Below are 21,026 nucleotides of genomic sequence, written 5' to 3' on the forward strand. Positions count from 1 at the left end.
TTATAGCATTTCGGATGCCAGAATAGTTCCATGGCTGATGACGATGGCTTCCTCCCGGGAGACGGTCCGAGCAGCGGTATCTCCGTGTCGCTGACCGCCGGCACTCTGCAGGCGATCCGCGAGCGGGTGGGTAAGCGTGGTGTCTCCGCGTATCTCGAGCGGGCTGCGCAGCGCCAGATCGAGCGCGACAACCTGGACGAGCTCATCGCAGACTTCGAAAAGGTCCACGGTCCGGCAGATGCGGAGGCCGTGGCTGCCAAGCGGGCCAAGCTCACCGGCTCTGCACCCGAGTCCGGGGCTGCTGCGTGAGTGGAGCCCTGGTTCTGGACAGTGAGGGTCTGGCCAAGGCCGTCCAGCGGGATCAAGAGGTTCACGAGTGGCTGACGGCAGCTCGTGACGCGGATCTCCCTGTGATCACCTCGGCCGCGGTTCTGGTCGAGGTCATCCACCCGAGGATCGATGACGCCGCGCTGAAGTGGACTCTTTCCCGTCTCCGCGTCGAGCCGGTCACCCAGGCTGTCGCGCAGTCGGCGGCAGTCCTACTGCGGGGTGCCGGGCTGCACGGGCACAAGTACGCCATTGACGCCATGCTGTGTGCGACGGCGCTGGCGCAGCCAGGTCGGGTGACGATCCTGACCTCTGACGTAGAAGACGTCGAGATGCTTACGGTCGAGCACGCCCGGGTGGTGGCTGAGAAGGTCTAGCAGCACCTCGCCACCTTGCAGGAAAGAAGTGCACGTGGGCGCTGAGGCGCCCGCTCTCGTGCGGGGTACTGTTCTCTCGAGCCGCACCCCTGGGCCAGGATCACGTACTTGAACTCGGAGTTCAGGAACTCCGCGTCGAAGTCCTAGACCCCCTCCTCCGTACACACCATGTGTCGGCTGACCTCCTCCCGGGGGGCCGGCCCCCGCACGGACCGGCGTCGCTGGCCTGCTTGGCCTTGGCCGCGTCGGTAAGCGGGCAGGTCGCGCCGACCGTGATCGCCAGTGTGCCGGCCTGCCGGGCCAGTTCGGCCAGCCGGGCGGCCGAGCGCCGCGCCGGGCCCCCGGCGAAGACGACACCGAGTTCGCGGGCGCGGAAGTCGGCGGTGGTGACGATTCGGTCGGTGCCGCCGCGCAGGGTGATGGAGTCCTCCAGCGCGCCCTTGCCCGCGGCGTCGAGTACCCCCGCTTGTTCAGCTCGGCCGGAACGACCGGGTTGGGACCCTGGTGCCGCTGCTTCGGGCCGTCACCCGGTCCGGAGCTGCACCTGCGTGCTGTTGTCCTTTGTTTCGATGACGTGGACGCACCGGTCGAGGGCGGCCACCATGTAGCGGCGCCAGAGCGGGGTGAAGGGACCGGCGAGGAGCCAGCGGCGGCCGGGCAGCGGCTTGAATTCGTAGGTCCAGCGGATGAGCGTGCCGTCACCGTCGGGATTGACGTTGAACTCGCCCCGGATGCCGGCCGCGAGGCGGGAGAGGATGTTCGTGAAGCCAGTCAGATGGTAGGCGAAGCTGGAGCCCGGTACGTACTCAGTGCCCTTCGACAGCGGTGGGAGGAAGGCGAGCACACGCAACGGTGCTGCACCAGGAAATCGCCGCCAAGGGCTACCGCGGCCACCACCAGCGCGTAAAGGCGGCCATCGCACCGCTACGCCGCGGCCTGCCGATCGACACCCCGCGCGAGCGGCCGCCTTCACCTCGCGAAGTCGCCCGCTGGATCACCACCGGCGTCCCGCCGCGGCTTGCACGCAGCCGAGGCACTCCGGCGGCTGCTCCAGCACTGCCCGGAGTTGAACCGAAGCCACGACCTGGTCCGTCAGCTCGCCGCCTTGCTCGACGCTCGTGACGCCAGCCCCCTGCCAAACTGGCTGGATCGACTCGCAAGCTCCCGTCTTCCCGCCCGGGCCGGCCTCGCCAAGGCCATCCGTGAAGACTGACCCGCAATCATCCAAGGCATCACCACCCCGTTCAACTCAGGCGTCAACGAAGGCCGCATCACCGACCTGAAACTCCAGAAGCGGATCATGGCAGGACGCGCGGGAGTCCCCCTCGGGCGCCACCGGGTACTCCTCATGGCCCTGTTCCGATGCCGCCACCCGTGACGGAGCGTCACCGGCGCGCGGTGGCACATCCCGACTTCACGGAAATCTTGCCAGGGCCACGTTCCCGTGTACGCCGATACCGGGCCCAGCCGCGCCTGCGAGACCACGTCCGGCCGGCTCGCGCGAAACGGCCGGGGCCCACGACGTCGAACCCGTACACCACTTCCCTGGACGCAACCCGATGGGCTGCCTTCTCGAAGCAGGGCTCCGCCTCCGGGAGGAGTCTCCGGAGCCGCACCACCAGCTCATCCGACGTGACTCCTCGCATGCCCGATCCTTTGCATCGGATGCCGGACAACATGCCTGTCGAAGGCCGCAACGCCCAGCAGAGCAACCGCCGGACGGCTCTGTCACAGTGTCTCGTCGAACCGCGGCATTCATCGACGCGGGCGTGCCCGACGCCGGGCCGCGACCCCCTCGACGCCAAAGTGACGGGCCTCACAGTGAACGGAAAACCCGTCACCCGCGCCGGGCGTCTAGCGGGTGTGAGACGAGTGAGGAAAGCACTGGACGAGCCGGACGAGGAGAGGCTCGTCCGGCTGGTGGCCAAGGGCGACCGTGCGGCCTTCGAGGAGCTGTACCGGCGCACCGCGCCGTGGCTGGCGGTCCGCCTGCGGCGCCGTTGCGCCGACGAACAGATCGTCGCGGAGGTCATGCAGGAGACGTATCTGGCGGTGTGGCGCGCGGCGGGTGCGTTCGCCGGGGCCGCGGTCGGGGGGACCGCCGTCGGCTGGCTGTGGACTATCGCGGCGCGCCGCCTCGTCGACGCGTTCCGGCGAAGAGCCCACCACGCGGACCCGCCGCTCGCGGCAGCCCCGCGGACCATGGCGCCGGCCGCCGAGGAGGAGGCACTCGCGGCGAGTACCGACGGCGACGTCGGCGACGCGCTACGGCGCCTCGCGCCGGAGCTCAGACAAGTTCTGCAGGCCATGGTGCTCGACGGGCTGTCAGTCCGGGAAACCTCGGTCCTGCTCGGCGTGCCCGAGGGCACGGTCAAAACGCGGGCCCGACGGGCCCGGACCGAGATGCGGAGGGCCCTGACATGAGCGTGGAACACGCGTCGACACATCTCATCGACGCCTACGCGCGCGGCGACGGCGAAATCGCCGCCGACGAGGTGTGGGCCCTGGAAGCCCACCTGGAGGCGTGCCGGGTCTGCCGCGACCGGCTGTCGGCCGCCGTCACGACGGGAGTGCCGGCCGTCACGGCGCTGGTCCACGCCGTGCGGTCCGACCTCGAACCCCTGCTGTCCGCCACCGCCGCGACGCCGCGCGGACGGCGACGGCCCACCTGGTTGTCCAGGTGGGCGACGCCCACGACGGCACCGTGGCTGGCCATGATCATGAGCGTGACGCTGCTCGCCCTTCTCCTCGACCTGGCCGGATACGGCACCGGCGCGGCACCGGTACCGCTCGTGCTGCTGCTCGCCCCCGTCCTGCCGGTACTGGGTGTCGCGGCGTCCTGGTCGCGGGGCCTGGACCCGGCGTACGAACTGACCGCCTCCACGCCCCGGGCCGGGCTGCCCCTGGTCATGCGGCGCACCGCCTCCGTGCTCGCCGTCGTCGTCCCCGTACTGCTGGCGGGCGGCTGGACGACCGGAGTGACAGCCGCGCAATGGCTGCTGCCCTGCCTGGCGTTCACTTCCACGACCCTGGCGCTGGGCGGCCTGATCGGCGTGACCCGCGCCGCGGCCGCACTCATCACGGTATGGGCCGCCGCGGTCCTGGCTCCGGCCCTGGCCACCAGCCGTACCCCCGTCGCCCTGGACCGGGACGGCCTGCCTGTGTGGGCGCTGATCCTCATGCTCGCCACCGGCGTCGTCATCGCCCGCAGGGGCGCGTACACCGTGCTGGGAGCCCATCGATGACCTACCGGAAGGAACACCACGCGATGTCCGCAGTGAGCGGAGCCGACCTGGCGCCGACACGCCACGCCTGGGCGGTCCGGGCCTCGGGCCTGAAAGTGCGGGCGGGCCGCACACGGATGGCCGTCGACGGGCTCGATCTCTCCCTGGGCACCGGCGTGCACGGCCTGCTCGGACCCAACGGGGCCGGCAAGACCACCCTCATCCGCGCGCTGGCCACGGTCCTGCGTCCCAGTGGGGGCATCCTGGAACTGCTCGGCGAGCCCGCCGCGGGAGGTCGGGGGGACCAGCGTGCGCTGCGCCGCCGGATCGGCTATCTGCCGCAGGAGTTCGGCTACTACAAGCGCTTCACGGCGCGTGATTTCGTCGAGTACATGGCGTGGCTGAAGGAGGTTCCCAAGGCGGACATACCCGCCGCCGTACAGCGCGCCATGGAGAGGGTGGGCCTGGCGGACCGCGCGGACGAGAGGATGAAGGCCCTGTCGGGCGGCATGGTCCGCAGGGTGGGCATCGCCCAGGCCATCGTCAACGACCCGGAGATCCTTCTCCTGGACGAGCCCACGGTCGGTCTCGACCCGGCTCAACGGCTGCGGTTCCGCGAGCTGTTGCAGCAACTGGGCACGGACACCTGCGTCGTGGTCTCCACCCACCTGGTGGAGGACGTCGCCGCCGCCTGCACGGACGTGGTGCTCTTCGCCGAAGGACGGCTGGTCTTCCAGGGCACCCCCGACCGGCTGGCCGCGGCGGGCGGACCTGAGCACGTGGGCGACAGCCCGCTCGAGCGCGGCTACTCCGCACTGCTGCTCAACCCCGAACAGACGAGGGGCAACTGGTGAACGTCCGAATCCTGGGTACCGAACTGAAGCGCTCCCTGGCCCCCTGGGGCGGCGTCGTGGCCCTGGCGACGACGTCGGCATTGCTGTACCTGATCTCCGAGCCGTGGTCGGAGACCACCACGGCGTGGACGGGGCAGTGGACGTCCATGGCCCTGTGGACCCGCACCCTGCTGTTCTACCTGTGGCCGTTCGCCATAGGAATCGGAGCACTGCAGGGCCTGCGCGATCACCGCTCGAAGATCTCCGAGCTGCTGACGAGCACACCGCGTCCCCCCTGGCACCGCGCGGCCACGCTGGCGGGCACGACGGCGTTCGCCCTGGTCGCGGCGTTCGTGTCGCTGATCCTGGTGGGCGCGGTCCAGGTGCCCGCTCACACCGCGTACACCCACCTGGGGTGGCTGCCCATCTCGCTGGTGGGCGTACTCGCCCTCATCGCGGGGGCCGTGCTGGGCATGGGGGCCGCGCGGGCCCTGCCTTCCGTGCTCACCCCGCCCGCGCTGGCCATGGGCGTCTTCGTCTTCACGGCCGTCCTGGCCCGGACGGAGACGACCGCGGCGCCGGGGGTCCCCGGCGCGGAGCCGAACCGGCTCGCCCTGCTGTCGCCGGCCGTGGAGGAGGTACCGAACACGTTCGTGACGCTCTCCGCCTCCGTGCACCTCGGGCAGACGATCTGGATGCTGGGCGTGGCGTCGACCGGTTTCGCGCTGCTGGTCGCCGCGACCCCGCGCACCCGGCTGCTCTCACTGGCGCCCGTCCTGGCGGGTGCGGCGCTCGCCCTGCTCGTCCTGCCCTCCGACCCGCGCCGGATGTTCGTCGTCGACGAGGCCGCCGCGAAGCCGGTGTGCGACGGCTCCGTCTGCGTGAGCAGGGCGCAGCAGGCGCGACTCGCCGGCCTGGCGGGCCCCGGCAAGGAGGCGCTGCGTCTGCTGCACGGCGCGCTGGGCGGCCGGGCACCGGTGACGGTCCGGGAGAACACCACCTTGCAGCCGGACGGCGCCACGCCGCGGTGGTCCCGCACGACCGTGCTCTTCGACTTCGACGACGACATGTTCGCCTCCGCGAAGGGCCAGGAGGTGACCAAGGCTCTGATCGCTCAGGGCATGGTGCCGGGATGCGGTCCCGTCGGCTGGAGCACGTTCGGCGACGACCAACTCGCACAGACCGTCGCGTCGGGCTGGGTGCTGGGGGATCTCGAACCGCTGCCCGGCACCGGGTCGGCAGCCTTGAACCGCGTCGTCGTCACCAGGGTCCGCCCGGTATGGGAGGAGCTCATGGCGCTGCCACGGGCGCAGCAGCTCGCACGGATCAACGCGATGCGCGCCGCCGCCCTCTCCTGCAAGGGCGACGCGTTCGAAGTACTCAAAGGCGGTTCGTCCCGGTGAGATGGCTGATGCTGTACGCACGCTCGCGTCAGGTGCCCGCGTCGCTCGCCACGGTGCTGATCAGCGCCGTGGGCGTGTGGGCGCTCACCAGGGACGGCAGCGCGGCGCACGGTGGGTCGCAACTGCCCGCGGTCGTCCTCACCACGGGCGCCATGGCCCTCTCGGTCGGACTCGGCGGACAGGATCTCGACCTGGACCGCGGTGCCGCGATCCGCTGGGCGCCCCGCAGAGCGGCGCACGTGCTGTTCGGCGGCGCGATCGTGGGAACCGTGCTCCTCACCGTGCAGGCGGTGGGCCAGGACCTGGCCACCACCGCGTTCGTCGCCCGGGACTGCGCGGGGCTGGCGGGGCTGGCCGCCTTCGGTGCGGCGGTCGCGGGCGGGCGGTACGCCTGGGCGTTCCCCTTCACCTGGCTCGCGTTCGCGTCCCTCGCTCCGCCCTCGGCTACCAGTGTGCCCGGCAAGGTGGCGACCTGGATGCTGCTGCCGACCGGCACGCCTGCGGCGACCTGGACGGCACTGTGCCTCGCGGTGGTCGGCACGACGCTCTACGCCCTCGCGGGACCGGAAGCCCTCACACTGCCGGCCGGGCGCGTGCCGCGTCGCGGTCAAGGTGCGGACCGCTACAGGCATCGCCGCCGTGGGAGTTGATCGGCGCGATGTCGTACGACGCCGTGGTGGCGTCCGGGCGTGTACGCAGCCCGGCTGCGCGCTGCACGCCCGCGGCACGGGCTGAACGACCTTGTCGTCACGGTGGACACGGGCAGGCCGCTGATCCGGTGCCGATCCAGCAGCCGTGCCACGTCCTCGAACGGTACGTCCGGGCGGACGTGGACGACCTTGCGGGGCATTACTTCACCGACGATTCGGGACATCACGCTCAACCCTCGACTAGGGGACAGGCGGCCTGCAGACGGCCGGCGTGACCACCCTTCTGGAGCTCCTGGGGTCCGATGAAGGGCCCGCCCGGGCACGCGCGGCGCACTACCGCGAGTTTCCCCGGCTGCACCGCGTTCGGCTCCACCGCCTGTGGGTAGGTCTGCACTTCGCTATAGCCCTGTAGGGGCTCTCCCTCCTTGTCGTCTGTGTGATTGGCGCCTGACGATTCAGGGAGAAAGAGCACCTCACACGTGCGGCGCTCTGGTGCGATCGATTGCCGTCTGAGCGAAGCAGTCGCGCTACCTGCCTGGATCCTAGGATCCGCTACGCTCCTGTCGCAGCACCGCCGGTTGTCTCCAGAACACCTCCCTGCCCTGAATCAGGGACCGCCCGCTAGGGCGGCCATAAGCCGGGCCTCCAGCAGCAGGTCGGCGCTCGGCTTTGGAATCAGCAGGGAGCCAGGCGCGGCGGCCTCGACGCAGCGCCGAGCGGATGAACTGCCACGACCGCCCGATGGGTACGGAAGCAGCAGTTCAGCGCGACGTTCGATAGCGTTTTCACGACACGTAGGCCCCTTTACGCCGCGGAGCCGCGTCTACACAGCGCGCGCACTGGATGCACCGATGCGACTCCACCGGCTTAAGGGCTCCGTACCAGGGGAGGCGCTGTGTACTACGGGTAGCCATGACCGCACCAGTCTGCCGGTGCCGAACCGGCGCAGGGCCGTGACGCTCAATTGACGCTCCGGGCGGCCGACGGCCCTCACTCGGGCCCCAAAAGCATCTATGACCTGCTGCTTTCCTGCCTGCGCCCAGGCCGACATCTTTCCGATGACCTCGCACGTGGAATGCGTGGCGATTCTTGAGCCTGCCGCGCTGTCCTCCACCGTTCTCGTCGGCGGATTGCGCCCGGCCGGTGACGGCCTGCTCGCCAGGGTGGCCACCGCGTGCGCGGAGGCCGGTCAGGCCGCCAGTCTGACCCTCGCCCACGTCCGGTATCCGGGCGAGTTCATCCTTTCCGAGGACCCGGCACCCGTCGTCCACGTCGTGGAGAACCCCAGCATCCTGGCACTGGCCCTACGTCGCTTCGGTCCCCGCTGCCCGCCGCTCGTCTGTACGTCCGGCTGGCCCAACAGCGCCGCGATCCAGCTTCTGCGCGTGCTCGCGGACGACGGCGCGGCTCTGCGCTACCACGGCGACTTCGACGGAGAAGGCGTCCGCATCGCCGCCTACGTCTTGGACAAGACGCCGGCGCGTCCCTGGCGCATGACGGCAGCGGACTATCGTGCCGCGGTCGCCCTCAACCCACGCGGTCCTCAGCCGGGACGTATCACCGAAGCGCCCTGGGACCTCGAGCTGGCCGAGGCCATGGCGGAGCACGGCATCGCCGTTGTCGAGGAACTGGTGGCGGAAGTGTTGTTGAAAGATCTCGCCGGGGTGGCTCAGCAGAGGCATCGCACTGGCTGGTCGTGACGCTCCGGGTGGCCGAATGGCCGTTCGGAACGGCCGCAGACACATGCTGACCTGCGGTTATACACTGTTTTCGCTCGCGGAATGCGTCGACTGAGGTTCGCTTGTGCAGAACGGTCTGAGCTGCAGTTTCAAGGGCTGGCGCGGGTCTCGCGGCGACGTGGCGATGCGGACTGCAGAATTTTTGACGCTCGGGTGATGCTCGAACATCGGAAGTCTCAACCTCGCGGACCTCTCCGGCCCTGGGCCGCGGGACCGGGGCCGTCGACGCGGGGCAAGGCCCTCTGCCGGCGGCGGCGCGTGCTGCTACCTCGTCGCATGAGCCTCGGAACCGAGACCGCGGCCCGACCGGGCTACGAAGGACGGCGTCGTGGTCCGAGGTCTTGAGTGGCTGGTATCACCTCGCCACCTAGATACCAGTCCGGTATCATTCCTGTATGGCGATGACACTCCGACTCCCCGACGACCTTGACGCGAAGCTCACCGAGCGAGCTCGTCGGGAGCGCCGCAGCAAGCAGGAACTTGCCATTGAGGCCATCCGTGACGCCCAGAATCGGGCCGAGCTGAAGGTCGATGACGTCCTGGCCGAACTCATGGACAGCGATGCGGAGATCCTGGACTACCTGAAGTGACCGAAGTGCGCTACATCCAGATCGACGAGATCCTGGCCATCGCTCGCACGGTCAACGATACCGAGCACAGCGTGCGTGACATGGGGCTCTTGGTGTCAGCGATCGAACGGCCCCGGACGAACGTGTTCGGGGCCGAGCTGTATCCCACGCTGCACGAGAAGGCGGCGACACTGCTGCACTCCGTTGCCCGCAATCACGCGCTGATCGACGGCAACAAGCGCACCGCCTGGCTTGCCATGCGTGTCTTCCTGCGGCTCAACGGCGTCAGCGCCCGTACCGTCCCGCCTCCCGTCTCCATTGCCGGCCCGTTCGTCGAGGAAGTCGCGCAGGACAACATCGATGTACCGGCCATTGCCAAGTGCCTGTCGGCCTGGTTCCCCGTTTCCTGACGTTCGACGTCGTGGGTACGGGACGGGATGAGGTTCCGGGAGCGGTGCTGGCTCCTGGCAGTCCGCCGGGCGGACTGATCCACCGCGTGAAGCGTTTCCGCAGGCGCGCGCCGTGTGGCTGACCTGGTGCCCTCCGCCGGTGACGCGAGGGTGGGGAGTGTATGGACGAACCCAGCCCCCGCAGGTTCCGCGAACCCGCTGACGGCCTGCTCCCGCCGCTGTGACGGGTCCCTATGGCTCGGTTGTCAAGGAGAAGGAGTTCCGCAGTCTTGCTCTGAGCAGTCCGTTGATCTCTTGCAGTACGCGACGCTGAGCCCTGATCACGGGCTGTTCGTAGACCGACATCAGGCTGTAGAGCGTTCCCGTGTAATTCACCGCCTGTCGGCAGCGGTCGTCTGCCACGGCCGTTCGGATCTGCACGGGACTCGGGCGAGTGTCCGTATCGGCGTTACTCCACCGCGGATCCCCCTGAGCCCGCTGAGGGCTGTCGTAACGGAACCCCTTCTGCCCCATGCACCGGCTCCATTCGGCAACGGTCCGACGGAACCGGGTGTCATGGGTGGCCTGGTCGTAGACCTGGGACTTGAAGAACCTGATGCCACGCTCGGGAACGATCGCGGGCGTGGCGGAGTCGAAATGGACGCGCGGCGCACCCGCATCGAGCCGCCGTTGCATATCGCCGAAGCACCCGCCGGCGGGCACCGGCTTGCCATGGAAGCGGGCGATCCGCCCCTCGAACACCGGGAGCAGGGCGGGCTGCACGGTAATGTCCCAGGAGCCGTTCTTGGACACCGCGACCAGGTCGGCAGCCACCCCCGGGGGCCCCTGGTACCCGTACCGCGACACCCGCAGTGCGTCGAGCTGTCCCAGAAGCGGCATGTTCCGGGGGTAGGCCAAGGTGTGGGTGGTCGGCGTCTGCAGGTTGAATCCGTAGTTCTTCATGCACTGCCGCAGAAAACGGTTCTCGGCGTTCTGGATCTCCACATGCTGTTGGACGGACAGGTCATAGGAGTCCAGCTGCAACGGCAGATCAGCGCCCGGAGCGGGGTGGGACACCGTGCGGAGCGCGGGTGTTCGCGCTGCGGCACCGTTGGGTGCCCGGGTCGTGCCGGTGGTGCAACCGGTCGCCGTCGCGGCGGTGACGACCACCGTGATCAGCAGTGCCGCCAGAGCGCGCCTCATGAACGTCCCCTCCGGTTCCTCACCGCGTCGCGGATCGCTCCAGGTGCCGATCCCGCCGTGAACTCCTGTGGCACCAGTTGCCCGGCGCCACGGGAACGCCGATCACCCTCCCCAGTAGACGGCCGGGCCGTAGACGTTGGGGTGCCCTTCGAGCTCCGCCTGGACCTTGTATGCCTGGTAGTCGGGGACGCCCGGGGTATAGGTTCCGGCCTCGGTCCGGGGATAACAGGTGTACAGGGCCTTGTTCTTCCTGTACCGCCAGTTCAGCGCGGGGCCGAGTCCAGCGTTCCTCTCGTATGCCCATGCGTACCAATGAGAGCCGTAGTACCCCTGATTCACCTGGAAATGGCCGGCCCCGTGGTAAGCCCGGGTGCCCGACACCATCTTGACGCCGTACGCGACCGACGGGTCCTTGAGCCAGTTGCCACACCAGTTGCCGCTGGCCGACGCGGTTGTGGGCGTGACTCCCGCGACCACTGCACTCAGGACCACGACCCCCGCCAGCCGAGTCGCCAGCCAACCACCGGTCTTGATTCCGCGCGACATGACCGTTCCCCCTGTCCTTCCTCGAACCGGTCGGCGCGCAGTCGGCATGACAGGCGCCGTAGCAACCGCCGACCCGCCGACAGCCATCGACGACCGCGGCTTGCCCGACATCGTCCCGTCCGTCGGCGGGGGTGTCATTGACACACAACGCACAGCGTTCCTGTCGTGGGGGAAGACCGGTTGCCGGCTGGGGGCCGCGCTGGTTCCGCCGGGCCACGGCGGTGCTGTTGCGTGCTCGGTCAACCGGTGTGCACGCGGTGCCGATGCCCTCCCCGGCCAGCCGCGGAAGGCTGGGCGCCCGTCATCTGGACCGATAAGGGGAAGGCGCGCGGTGCGGATCGTCTGTGTCGACGGTGGACGCGAGTGGGACGTGGAGGTTCGCTTCGGACGCCCGGACGCCACCCTCGTCGATCTGGCCGCGGCCGTGGGAATGCCGGGCCGTGTGCTCGCCGTAGACGGCCGGGTGATGCCCCCCGAGACGTTGGTGAACGAGTCCGGTCTCGTACACGGGTCGCGGGTTGCCGGCGCCTGTGGCCCTGCGGTCGGCGGACTGCGGAAGCCGGCGGCCGTCCTGCGGCTGGTGGGCGGTCTGGAGGCGGGCCGCAGCGTCCCGCTGGCGGTGGGCCGCACGATCGTCGGGCGCGGAGCGGAAGCGGACGTTCGCGTGGTGGCCACGGGTGTCTCTCGGCTCCATGCCGCATTCGATGTCCTGCCCGACGGCCGGGTCACCGTCACCGATCTCGGCTCGGCGAACGGCACGGACGTCGACGGCGCGAGGATCCGCGAGACGGCCCCCGTCCATGCCGACGACCTGGTGTCGCTCGGCGGTGAAGTGCTTCTCCGGGTACTGCCCGCTGACCGGCTCGGTCGGGTGCAGCGGATCAACGCCGTCCGCGAGGCCGGGCCCGGTGGGACGCTGCCGTTCAACCGCCCGCCGCGGGGCGGGCGCCCGGGCGGCTCGGCGCCGATCGTGGTCCCCGCGCCGCCGGCTCGTACGCACAAGGCTCCCTTCAGCGTCGCGGCCCTGCTCGGCCCGCTGGCCATGGCCGCCGCGACCGTGGTGCTGACCGGCGACCCGCGTTACGCGGCCATCGCGGCGCTCACTCCGCTGATGTTCCTGGCCAACTTCGCGGAAGAACGCCTGCGCGGCAGGTCCGCGCTGCGGCGGGGGAGTCGTGAATACGCCGCCCGACTGGCGGAGTTCGAAGCGGCGGTGGAGAGCAAACACACCGAAGAGGTACGGTCCCGCCGCGCGGCCCACCCCGATCCGGCCGAGGTGCTCTACCGGGCGACCGCCCCCGGGGCCACGCTGTGGGAGCGGCGTCCGGCCGCGGACGACTTCCTCCACCTCGTGGCCGGAACGGCTGACCTGCCCTGGGAACCGCCGTTGGACCAGGGCTCCACCGAGCCGGAACCGGAAGCCGCGGCCGTACTCGCGCGCCACCCCGCACTGCCGCAGGTGCCCGTGGTGGTGGGAGTCTCGGCGGGCGAGGCCGTGGGCTTCGAGGGCGACCGGAAGGCCTGCCTTGCCGTCACCCGGTCCCTGCTGTGCCAGGCAGTGGTGGGCAGTGGGCCCGCGGACGTCACGGTCGCGGTCTTCACCGATGCCGACCGGCTCGCCGACTGGGACTGGACCAAGTGGCTGCCGCACGGAGTCGACGTACGGTCCGGGGCGGCACGGCTGGTGGCGGTCGGTCCGGAGCAGGCCGACACGCTGGCCCAGCATCTGCTCGCCGCGGGGCCGCCGGCGCAAGCTGCGGCCGGTCGACCGGCCCCGGGTCCGGTGCTGCTGGTGGTCGTCGACGGCGCCACCCTGCTGGAGGGCCGCCCCAACCGGCTTCGGGACCTGATCGCGGGCACCTCCGCACGCTGCGGGGCGCTGGTGCTGACCACCCGTCTGCCCGCGCTGTGCACCTCCGTGGTCACCGTCTCGCCCGAGGGCGTCGGGCAGGTCCACGACGTGGCCCTGGGCGTCACCGTGGAGCGGGTGCTGCTCGACGGTGTGCCGTTGTCCGAGGCGCGCGACACCGCACGGGCGCTGGCCCGCTTCGAGGACCCGGAACTGCGGATCGACGGCGCCGGACTGCCCGACCGGATCTCTCTGCTCCCCCTGCTGGACCTGGAGAGCGTGGACGGCGTCGCGGTGGCCGGCCACTGGAAGAAGCGGGTGCCTGAGCTCCGGGTCGGGGCGGTGCTGGGAGTCACCGAACGCCACCTGTTCACCATCGACCTCGACGACGACGGACCGCACGCGCTCATCGCCGGGACGACCGGTTCCGGCAAGAGCGAGCTGCTGCGCACACTCATCGTGAGCATGGCGGTCGACGCCGACCCGGAACACCTCACCTTCGCGCTGATCGACTACAAGGGAGGCGGCGCGCTGGACGAATGCGCCGCACTGCCGCACACCGTCGGGCTGGTCACCGACCTCGACGAGCAACTCAGCGAACGCGCCCTGCGCTGCCTGGAGGCCGAACTGCACCACCGCGAACGGCTGCTGCGCGCGACGGGCCTGAGCCACGTGCGCGACTACCAGCGGCTGCGGGATACCGGGCGGACCGAACTCGAGCCGATGCCGCGGCTGGCCGTGGTCATCGACGAGTTCGCCACGCTGGTCAAGGCGCTCCCGGACTTCGTGGACGCCCTCGTCGGCATCGCGCAGCGCGGCCGCAGCCTGGGCGTGCATCTGATCATGGCAACGCAGCGGCCCGCCGGCTCCGTCAACGACGCGATCAAGAACAACGTCAAGCTCCGCATCGCGCTCCGGCTGGAATCCATCGGCGACTCACAGGACGTCATCGACAATCCGGCCGCGGCGTCGATCGGCAGCCGGCAGTGGGGCCGCGCCTTCTACCGGCTCAGCGCCCGCGAAGTCGTACCGGTGCAGACCGCGCTGTGCACCGGTGTCACCCCCGAGACGGCCGTCACGGCCCCGGCGACCGCGGCCCCCTTCCTGCTGGCCCTGCCCGCCGCCGAGCCGGGCGCGGCGGAATCCGACGGGGCCACCGACCTGCAGCGGCTGGTCGCGGCCGCCAAAGAGGCGGCAGGGCTGGCCGGTTTCGCCGAGCCGCGGCGCCCCTGGCCCGACCCTCTGCCCGCCGTCGTGCGCGCCGCCGCTCTGCCGCCCGTCGCGGAACGCGGTCTGCAGACGGAGGCCGTCGGCCTCCCCACGTACGCCCTCGCTGATGACCCCGAGCGGCAGCGGCAGTACCCGGTCGGCTGGGATCCCGCAGCGGGAAACGTCTTGATCTACGGCAGTGGCGGTTCCGGGACGTCCACCGCCCTGGCCGCCCTCGCCCTGGCCTGCGCCGGCGTCCAGGGGCCCGAGCGGTGTCACATCTTCGCCCTCGACATGGGTGCGGGCGACCTGGCGCCACTGGCCGAACTGCCGCACACCGGAGCCCACATCGGACCGGCCGAACGCGAGCGGCAGATCCGCCTCATCCGGTTGCTGCGCCGGGAACTCGACGAGCGCAAGACGCGTGGGGTCGCGGCGTCCGGCCAGGGGGGATTCGCCACGGACTGGCTGATACTCCTGGACAACCTCGGAGCGCTGCTGTCGGACTTCGACAAGGACATCGCCGGGATGAACCTCATCGACGAACTGGCCCGGGTCTACGCGGACGGGCCGGCCGTCGGCATCCGCTTCGCCGTCACCGCGGACCGGTCCGGCGCGGTGCCGTCCGCGTGGGCGGCACTGACCCAGCAGAAGCTGCTGATGCGCATGGCCGACCCCGGCGAGTACGGCTACTTCGACGTGCCGCGCGGTGCGGTCCCCGCGTATGTTCCCGGGCGCGCGCTGGTGGCCGCAACGCGCCAGGTGATCCAGATCGGCCTGCCCGCCGAGGACCTCGGTGCCGCGGTGGCCGCCTGCGCCGCCCGTTGGCCCGGTGCCGCCACCACCGCGCCACGAGTCGGCCTGCTGCCCGCGGAGATCACCGTCGGCGCCCTCGCGGCACCGGCTGCGGTGGCCTCCGAGCCCTGGTACATCCCCGTCGGTCTGGACGCGGACACCCTCGGGGGCACGGCCCTGCGGCTGTACGAACAGGAACACGCGCTGATCGCCGGACCGCAACGGTCCGGCCGCTCCACCGCTCTCTGCACGATCGCCCGCCAGGTGACCGCCGCGGCGAACCCGCCGGCTGTGGTCGCGTTCGCCCCCCGCCGCTCGCCGCTGCGCGAACTGCCCGGGCTGACCGCGCTCGTCACCGAGTACGGCGGCCTCGAAGCGGCCCTCGTCCCGCACGCGGGCCCCGCTCTCCTCCTCGTCGACGACGCCGACACCGTTGAGGACGACCTCGGGATCCTGAACCGCTGGCTGTCCGCGGCCGTACCCGGACGCCACCTCGTCGCCGCCGGCCGCGCCGACGCCATGCGCCGCACCTACGGCCACTGGACCCAGCACGCCCGCGACAGCCGCTGCGGCATCCTGCTGGCCCCGGACCACGACCTGGACGGGGACCTCCTCGGCACGACCCTGCCCCGGCACGACCGCCTGGCGGCTCTTCCGGGGCGCGGCTACCTGGTCACGGACGGCATCGCGGCGGGAGTGCAGGTGGCGCGGTGACAATCGCTGCGTGCTGCGTCAAGGGGTCTGCGCTGGACGTCAACGACAACCCCCGCCCGGACCACGATGATTCTTCGGGGCGGAAGAAAGGATGATGCGGTGCCTTCGTACGACTTCGAGGCTGCCGACTGGCTGAGCCGGCAGCTCATGCACCTCGAGGAGAAAGCCAAGGGGCTCAAACAGTTTCGCGCTCGCCAGCACAGAATATTCCTTGGAAGCGAGCACAGCGACAACTGGACCGGCCCGAAACGGCATAAGTTCGAAGGTGACTTCAACCACGGCCAGAAAGCTCTCGCGCAACTCGTCTCCGTCGCCCAACAAGCCAAGCAGGCTGTGGACGCGGCCACCGCGAACGCTCACGTCGCCGCGCAGGAGAAACGACACCATTAGGTACGAGGTGGAAATGGCGACCGTGTCAGGGGTTCCGGAGAACCTTTTCGGGTACTCGGACCAGTGCACTCGCGCCGCGGCGGAGATGCAGAACTGGATTCGGACGGTTCTGGGGCCCGCCATCAATGACTTCGAGAACGGCGGCGGCGTGTGTCTGCCGACGTCCGCTGCCGGCGCGACGGCGACCGTCGCGTCCGTCCAGGCCGTCGATCGGGATGTACGGCTGGTCGGCAAGGCGTTCGAGCAGGCCGGCGCCCCCACCGCCCGTCCTGGCAGGAAGCAGCAGTACCTGGCCAGGGAGCAGGACATGGAGTCCGCACTCCGGGCACTGGAGCAGGCCGCCCAGCACCAGGGCGCGGTCGACGGGGGAGCCGCTCTGGCCGCCACCCTGGCCGCCCACCCCAGCCCCGACGACCTCGCACGGGTCTCTGCGGCGCTGGCCGCACACGCCGGCGACCCCTATTACACGGCGGGGTTCTTCAACCACCTGAGCTCCGAGCAGATCGCCGAGCTGCTGAACCGGGACGGCACCGTCCCGGCACTGGTCAGCGCCTACTCGAGCGGGATCCTGACCCAAGCGGCGTCGGCGAATGTGGTACGCGTCCTTGGCTGGCTCCAGGGCGAGGACGTGTCGCCCCAGCACTCCCACGTCACAGCCGCGGAACAGACGGCCCTGCTCAAGGCACTCGCCGCGAACTCCGCCGCGGCCGCGAACTTCGCCCGGTCCCTGAGCGCCCCGCAGATCAGGAGTCTCTTCTTCGGCCTGGGCCCCGTACTCAACCCGGAACTGCGGCCGAGCCTGCTCGACACGCTGACCGCGGGGGAGTGGGGGACCCGCGATCCGGAGACGGCCCGCACGATCCTGGCCCACGTGTCGAGCGCCATCTTCGCCGACAACGCCCCAGACCTGCCGGCCGACGAGCTGGACCCGCTGCTGGACGCGTTCGCGCACCTCTATACCGCGGGCGCGGACCAGAGTATCCCGCCCCTTGACGTGTCGGACCCCCGGAAGTGGGCGGACGACTACGGCACGCGGGTCGGCACCGAGGTAGGTCCGTTGCTGCGGGCGGTGAGCCAAATGGGCGCGAAACCGAACAACCCGCTGTTCAGGAGCATGATCCAGGGCGGCTATCTGAATGTGCTGTTCATGCCCACCGCGGTGCTCGCGCCGGAATCCGTGGTCGGCGCCATCGGCTTCAGTGCCGCCGTGGGGGCGTTGCAGAGTTTCGTCGGGGGCAATGACCCGTTCGCGCAGATATTGGAGAAGCACATGCCGGACAAAGCGTACTCGGGCGACGCCTCCAAGCTCAACCAAGCGATCGCGGGCAGCACGGGGTCCCTCATGATGTCTTCGCTGATCTCGCATCACCTCGTTGTCCCGAACGACGGCAGCCCGCCCGTGCATTTCACGGGCGATCAACAGGCGGATTCCCAACTGCTCCAGAACATCCTGGCCAACCGGGGCGATTACCACATCGGCAGCCACACATATCCGCCCACGGTGGATGACGTGATGGACCACCTCATCGCGCACGAGGCGACGTCCGCCCTCACGGCGATCGGGGGTCACGACTACAAGGTCTCTTAGGCAGGGGGGGGCGCTGCGCGCGGCGTCAACGGATCTGCACTGGACATCAACGACAGGTCGAATACGGCGGCGGAGAATTTCCGTGACAGCAGTGGCCTGCTGGAAGGAGAAGGAAATGGCGACCGTAAAATCCACCGACCTGGCCCACCAGGAAGCGGGGAAAATGCTGAGCCTCATCAACAGTCAGCTTCCCGGGCTCATCGGGCAGCTCAACAGCCACGGGCAGACGCTCAGCGACCCGAACAACTGGGACGGCCCGCTGGCGCAGAGGTTCAGGGGTGAGGTGTGGCCGCAGGCCAAGGGGGATCTGGACAAGATGAGGGCGTCGCTGGAGCACCTGCAGCAGCAGGTCCAGAAGATCCTCACCAACATCTCGCACGCGGGCGGCGCGTAGGAGCCGCGAAGAGGACCGAGGACGCCCCATGGCCGAGAAGACTCCCGCCGCCTCCGGCGCCGATGGCCCGCCGACTGCGGAACTGTCCGCGGACGACCTGACGCTGCTCGGCGCCGAGCCCTTGCGCCGCTCCGACCCGTTGGACATCGGCCCCTACCGGGTGCTCGCCCGGCTGGGCGGCGGGGGGATGGGCCGGTTGTACCTCGGGCGGAAGTCCGACACCGAAGGGGCGTACGGGGCTGGGGCGCTCGTCGCGGTCAAGGTGATCCGCTCGGAGTACGCCGAGGACGAGCGGTTCCGCCGTCGTTTCGAGCGCGAGATCGAAGCCGTACGCCGGGTGCACGGGACGTACACCGCCGAGTTGCTCGACTCCGGTTTCGACCGCGACGAACTGTTGTGGATGGCCACGGCCTATGTTCCCGGCCTCAGTCTGGGTGACGCCATCGAGCGGTGCGGGCCCCTGCCCGCGCCGGGGGTGTGGAGGCTGGCGTACGAGATCGGGCAGGCGCTCACCGCGATCGCCGTCGTGGGCGTCGTCCACCGCGACCTCAAGCCGTCGAATGTCCTGATCGGGCCGGACGGTGCGCGCATCATCGACTTCGGGGTCGCGCACACCGTCGACGCCAGTTCGCTCACCATGACCGGTCAGCAACTGGGCACCCCGGCCTTCATGTCCCCGGAACAGGCGGACGGCGGGGAAGTGGGCACCGCTTCGGACGTGTTCTCCCTCGGCTCGCTTCTCGCCGCGGCGATCACGGGCTCGGCCCCCTTCGGCGAGGGGACCACCGGTGACGTCGTCCACCGGATCATCTACGCCGCGCCGAACGAGCAGGTCCTGGCCGAGGCCGCCCGGCGCGATCCCGGTCTCGCCGAACTGATCGGCCGGTGCCTGGTCAAGGACCCGCTGCGGCGGCCGAGCCCGCAGGACGTCGTCGAGACCACGCGGGGGCACGCCACCGAGGGGCAGTGGCCTGATGCGATCACCGAGACCGTCGCCGCACGGGCGGACTGGCGCGGAACCGCGGTGGTGGTGCCGCCCATGGACCAGTTGACGATCCTGCGCCGCACGAAGCCGGAGGACCCGGCGAAGGAGGTGACCGGCCGACGCCGATGGCCGCTGGTGGCCGGCGCGGCGGCAGCGGTCGCGATCATGGGAGCGGCTGTGGCCCTCGGGGCCTCGGGAGGAGACGCCGCCGGCCAGAAGGCCGCGCCCACGCCCGCGGGGCCACACGCCTCCGCCGCCGTCACGAACCCGCCGCCCGCCGAACCTTCCTCTCCACGGCCGCAGCCGCGACTCGGGACGTCGGTGACCGCGACTGTCACGGCTCCGCCCTACCCGGAAAACCAGCCGCCCGGCGGCGTTCCTGACCCTGCCCGGCCGCAGCAACCGTACGATCCCCCGCCGGCCACGCGGCCCCCCACTTCCGCTCCGGCCACGAAGCACGCCCCGCAACCCACCACTCCCGCCCCGACAACGAAGCACGCACCGCCACCGACCACACCCGCCAAGCCGTGGAAGTCCTGCACGTACTACTCCGGCACCACCCTCACGGTCTACGGCCAGAAGGGCTCCCGCGTGAAGGAAGTCCAGTGCATCCTCAAGGCCCGCGGTTACAACGTCGGCCCCAGCGGGGTGGACGGCATCTTCGGCTACGACACGCTGACCGAGGTCAAGAGGTTCCAGAGCAGGCACCACCTCCAGGCCGACGGCCAGGTCGGCGTCAAGACCTGGGCCGCGCTCCGGTCGTGACCGACACGCCGCTGCCCCCGAGCGACATGCCCGCCGCGGGCGGCTCGGCGGGCCGCCCGCGCATGCCTGGCCGGGTGTCCGGTCATCACCGCAGCCGCTGCCTGCGGTACGCGCCGGGTGTGACCCCGTAGACCGACTTGAACGTCCGATTGAACACCGCCGGGTCGCGGAAACCCCAGCGCCTCGCGATCTCGCACACGCTGCGCTGCGCCTTGGCCGGGTCGGACAGATCGGCCCGGCAGTGTTCCAGGCGGCGTTCGCGCAGGAATGCGCCGACCGTGCGCCCGTCCCGCTGGAAGAGGCGGTGCAGATAGCGCAACGAGATGTGGTTGGCAGCGGCGATGGAGGTGAGTGACAGGTCGAAGTCGTGCAGATGGTGCTCGATGTACGTCTTGATGCCGCGCAGCAGCAGGTCGGTCGCGGGCGGGGCGGGGTGGGGGCAGACGGGTAGCGGTTCGGCCGGGCCTGCTTCGGTCCGGCCGTCCTGAAGCAGTGCGGTCTGGCTGTCGAGGAAGGCCGTCGCGAGGTTGACGGCGGCAGTGCCCAACCAAGCAGTGTGCCGGTCCTCGGCGGAAGGCGCGTGCGTGGCCAGCCCGAGGACGAAGGACGCGAGGAGGGCCGCCGGGCCCGACCCGCTCGACGCGGGACGCCCGGCTACGTTGCGCAGTACGTCTCCGGGCAGCGGCAAGGCCGCTTCGGGCAGGTGAAGGACCAGCGCGCGGACCGGGCGGGAGCCTGCGGAGGTGGCGGCGCAGAGCCGTAACGGCTCAGTGGCCTCCCACAGCACCACGCTGCCGGACTCCAGCCGGACGAGCCGCTGATCGCGGCCGAGGACCAGTGGCCCGCAGGGCGCGAAAACCAGGTGCCAGGTCAGCGGTGGGCCGCTGGTGTACCGGTCTCCCATCTGCCGGCCGGCCGGCGGGGCGGGCAGGTTGAGCAACGACAGCCGTACCGGCCCCGCGTCGATCTGGTGGCGGACCGTCGGTTCGGGCACAACCGGACGTACCGGAACCTGAAGCTCGCCGGGCAAGGCGGCTGCCGGTGCTTCCGGGCGGTCGGCGGCGGCACGGTACCGCC

General features: G+C 70.4%; 20 protein-coding genes and 1 pseudogene. 15 read left to right on the top strand and 6 right to left on the bottom strand.

The window, feature by feature from the left end; genetic code table 11:
* The first annotated feature begins 30 nt into the window (after nt 1-30).
* Nucleotides 31-309 (top strand): hypothetical protein, encoded by a 279-nt coding sequence (locus ACWDNY_RS06690; RefSeq protein WP_451644626.1) that lies wholly within the window; start codon nt 31-33, stop codon nt 307-309.
* Nucleotides 306-704: a DNA-binding protein gene (locus ACWDNY_RS06695; RefSeq protein WP_451644627.1), complete on the top strand. Its 399-nt coding sequence runs from the start codon at nt 306-308 to the stop codon at nt 702-704. Before ACWDNY_RS06690 ends, ACWDNY_RS06695 begins: the two co-directional genes overlap by 4 nt.
* Before the next feature lie 121 nt (nt 705-825).
* Here the strand turns inward: ACWDNY_RS06695 and ACWDNY_RS06700 are convergent.
* Nucleotides 826-1,164, bottom strand: a pseudogene (locus ACWDNY_RS06700) (hypothetical protein); the annotation flags it as partial.
* A 63-nt stretch (nt 1,165-1,227) separates the two neighbouring features.
* On the bottom strand, nt 1,228-1,548 hold the full coding sequence (locus tag ACWDNY_RS06705; protein WP_451644654.1) for an SRPBCC family protein: 321 nt from the start codon (nt 1,546-1,548) through the stop codon (nt 1,228-1,230).
* 1,028 nt (nt 1,549-2,576) lie between these two features.
* Here ACWDNY_RS06705 and ACWDNY_RS06710 point away from each other — a divergent pair.
* Genes ACWDNY_RS06710 through ACWDNY_RS06730 form a run of 5 tightly spaced genes read left to right on the top strand, consistent with a single transcriptional unit; the run spans nt 2,577 to nt 6,814 of the window.
* Nucleotides 2,577-3,128, top strand: a complete 552-nt coding sequence (locus tag ACWDNY_RS06710) for an RNA polymerase sigma factor (RefSeq protein WP_451644628.1) — start codon at nt 2,577-2,579, stop codon at nt 3,126-3,128.
* The gene (locus ACWDNY_RS06715; RefSeq protein ID WP_451644629.1) at nt 3,125-3,949 is read left to right on the top strand and encodes a zf-HC2 domain-containing protein; all 825 of its coding nucleotides are present in this window, start codon (nt 3,125-3,127) and stop codon (nt 3,947-3,949) included. The genes ACWDNY_RS06710 and ACWDNY_RS06715 overlap by 4 nt, the downstream gene beginning before the upstream one ends.
* The gene (locus tag ACWDNY_RS06720) at nt 3,946-4,782 is read left to right on the top strand and encodes an ABC transporter ATP-binding protein (RefSeq protein WP_451644630.1); all 837 of its coding nucleotides are present in this window, start codon (nt 3,946-3,948) and stop codon (nt 4,780-4,782) included. The genes ACWDNY_RS06715 and ACWDNY_RS06720 overlap by 4 nt, the downstream gene beginning before the upstream one ends.
* Nucleotides 4,779-6,164 (top strand): hypothetical protein, encoded by a 1,386-nt coding sequence (locus tag ACWDNY_RS06725; RefSeq protein WP_451644631.1) that lies wholly within the window; start codon nt 4,779-4,781, stop codon nt 6,162-6,164. The genes ACWDNY_RS06720 and ACWDNY_RS06725 overlap by 4 nt, the downstream gene beginning before the upstream one ends.
* Nucleotides 6,161-6,814: a hypothetical protein gene (locus ACWDNY_RS06730; protein ID WP_451644632.1), complete on the top strand. Its 654-nt coding sequence runs from the start codon at nt 6,161-6,163 to the stop codon at nt 6,812-6,814. Before ACWDNY_RS06725 ends, ACWDNY_RS06730 begins: the two co-directional genes overlap by 4 nt.
* Here the strand turns inward: ACWDNY_RS06730 and ACWDNY_RS06735 are convergent.
* Nucleotides 6,787-7,038 carry a CBS domain-containing protein gene (locus tag ACWDNY_RS06735; protein ID WP_451644633.1) on the bottom strand — a complete coding sequence of 84 codons (252 nt, stop codon included), beginning with the start codon at nt 7,036-7,038 and terminating at the stop codon, nt 6,787-6,789. The two genes, ACWDNY_RS06730 and ACWDNY_RS06735, sit on opposite strands and share 28 nt — an antisense overlap.
* Before the next feature lie 834 nt (nt 7,039-7,872).
* Between ACWDNY_RS06735 and ACWDNY_RS06740 the strand changes: the two genes are divergently transcribed.
* From ACWDNY_RS06740 to ACWDNY_RS06750, 3 genes are all read left to right on the top strand, one after another.
* Nucleotides 7,873-8,514 (top strand): TIGR02679 family protein, encoded by a 642-nt coding sequence (locus ACWDNY_RS06740; protein ID WP_451644634.1) that lies wholly within the window; start codon nt 7,873-7,875, stop codon nt 8,512-8,514.
* Nucleotides 8,515-8,948: 434 nt separating this feature from the next.
* Nucleotides 8,949-9,143 (top strand): ribbon-helix-helix protein, CopG family, encoded by a 195-nt coding sequence (locus tag ACWDNY_RS06745; RefSeq protein ID WP_147995503.1) that lies wholly within the window; start codon nt 8,949-8,951, stop codon nt 9,141-9,143.
* Nucleotides 9,140-9,532 carry a type II toxin-antitoxin system death-on-curing family toxin gene (locus tag ACWDNY_RS06750; RefSeq protein ID WP_451644635.1) on the top strand — a complete coding sequence of 131 codons (393 nt, stop codon included), beginning with the start codon at nt 9,140-9,142 and terminating at the stop codon, nt 9,530-9,532. The genes ACWDNY_RS06745 and ACWDNY_RS06750 overlap by 4 nt, the downstream gene beginning before the upstream one ends.
* 231 nt (nt 9,533-9,763) lie before the next feature.
* On the opposite strand, the gene ACWDNY_RS06755 is transcribed toward ACWDNY_RS06750, so the two are convergent.
* A complete protein-coding gene (locus ACWDNY_RS06755; protein WP_451644636.1) occupies nt 9,764-10,714 on the bottom strand; it encodes a hypothetical protein in 951 nt (316 codons plus the stop codon).
* 102 nt (nt 10,715-10,816) lie between these two features.
* Complete coding sequence (locus tag ACWDNY_RS06760) at nt 10,817-11,260, bottom strand: hypothetical protein (RefSeq protein WP_451644637.1); 444 nt, start codon at nt 11,258-11,260, stop codon at nt 10,817-10,819.
* 331 nt (nt 11,261-11,591) lie between these two features.
* Between ACWDNY_RS06760 and ACWDNY_RS06765 the strand changes: the two genes are divergently transcribed.
* From ACWDNY_RS06765 to ACWDNY_RS06785, 5 genes are all read left to right on the top strand, one after another.
* The gene (locus ACWDNY_RS06765) at nt 11,592-15,827 is read left to right on the top strand and encodes an FtsK/SpoIIIE domain-containing protein (protein ID WP_451644638.1); all 4,236 of its coding nucleotides are present in this window, start codon (nt 11,592-11,594) and stop codon (nt 15,825-15,827) included.
* A 99-nt stretch (nt 15,828-15,926) separates the two neighbouring features.
* A complete protein-coding gene (locus ACWDNY_RS06770) occupies nt 15,927-16,217 on the top strand; it encodes a hypothetical protein (protein ID WP_451644639.1) in 291 nt (96 codons plus the stop codon).
* Nucleotides 16,218-16,224: 7 nt separating this feature from the next.
* A complete protein-coding gene (locus ACWDNY_RS06775; RefSeq protein WP_451644640.1) occupies nt 16,225-17,805 on the top strand; it encodes a hypothetical protein in 1,581 nt (526 codons plus the stop codon).
* A 115-nt stretch (nt 17,806-17,920) separates the two neighbouring features.
* Complete coding sequence (locus ACWDNY_RS06780; RefSeq protein ID WP_451644641.1) at nt 17,921-18,199, top strand: hypothetical protein; 279 nt, start codon at nt 17,921-17,923, stop codon at nt 18,197-18,199.
* Nucleotides 18,200-18,227: 28 nt separating this feature from the next.
* Nucleotides 18,228-19,949 carry a protein kinase domain-containing protein gene (locus ACWDNY_RS06785; protein ID WP_451644642.1) on the top strand — a complete coding sequence of 574 codons (1,722 nt, stop codon included), beginning with the start codon at nt 18,228-18,230 and terminating at the stop codon, nt 19,947-19,949.
* Nucleotides 19,950-20,034: 85 nt separating this feature from the next.
* On the opposite strand, the gene ACWDNY_RS06790 is transcribed toward ACWDNY_RS06785, so the two are convergent.
* A complete protein-coding gene (locus tag ACWDNY_RS06790) occupies nt 20,035-20,943 on the bottom strand; it encodes a helix-turn-helix transcriptional regulator (RefSeq protein ID WP_451644643.1) in 909 nt (302 codons plus the stop codon).
* Nucleotides 20,944-21,026: the final 83 nt, after the last annotated feature.

It is taken from the genome of Streptomyces sp. NPDC003697 (genome assembly GCF_053587115.1).

Bases quoted from the DNA above. Each gene is read 5' to 3' on its own strand.
- ACWDNY_RS06690 (WP_451644626.1), top strand. From the start codon at position 31: ATGGCTGATGACGATGGCTTCCTCCCGGGAGACGGTCCGAGCAGCGGT.
- ACWDNY_RS06715 (WP_451644629.1), top strand. From the start codon at position 3,125: ATGAGCGTGGAACACGCGTCGACACATCTCATCGACGCCTACGCGCGC.
- ACWDNY_RS06720 (WP_451644630.1), top strand. From the start codon at position 3,946: ATGACCTACCGGAAGGAACACCACGCGATGTCCGCAGTGAGCGGAGCC.
- ACWDNY_RS06735 (WP_451644633.1), bottom strand. From the start codon at position 7,038: ATGTCCCGAATCGTCGGTGAAGTAATGCCCCGCAAGGTCGTCCACGTC.
- ACWDNY_RS06740 (WP_451644634.1), top strand. From the start codon at position 7,873: ATGACCTCGCACGTGGAATGCGTGGCGATTCTTGAGCCTGCCGCGCTG.
- ACWDNY_RS06745 (WP_147995503.1), top strand. From the start codon at position 8,949: ATGGCGATGACACTCCGACTCCCCGACGACCTTGACGCGAAGCTCACC.
- ACWDNY_RS06755 (WP_451644636.1), bottom strand. From the start codon at position 10,714: ATGAGGCGCGCTCTGGCGGCACTGCTGATCACGGTGGTCGTCACCGCC.
- ACWDNY_RS06760 (WP_451644637.1), bottom strand. From the start codon at position 11,260: ATGTCGCGCGGAATCAAGACCGGTGGTTGGCTGGCGACTCGGCTGGCG.
- ACWDNY_RS06780 (WP_451644641.1), top strand. From the start codon at position 17,921: ATGGCGACCGTAAAATCCACCGACCTGGCCCACCAGGAAGCGGGGAAA.
- ACWDNY_RS06785 (WP_451644642.1), top strand. From the start codon at position 18,228: ATGGCCGAGAAGACTCCCGCCGCCTCCGGCGCCGATGGCCCGCCGACT.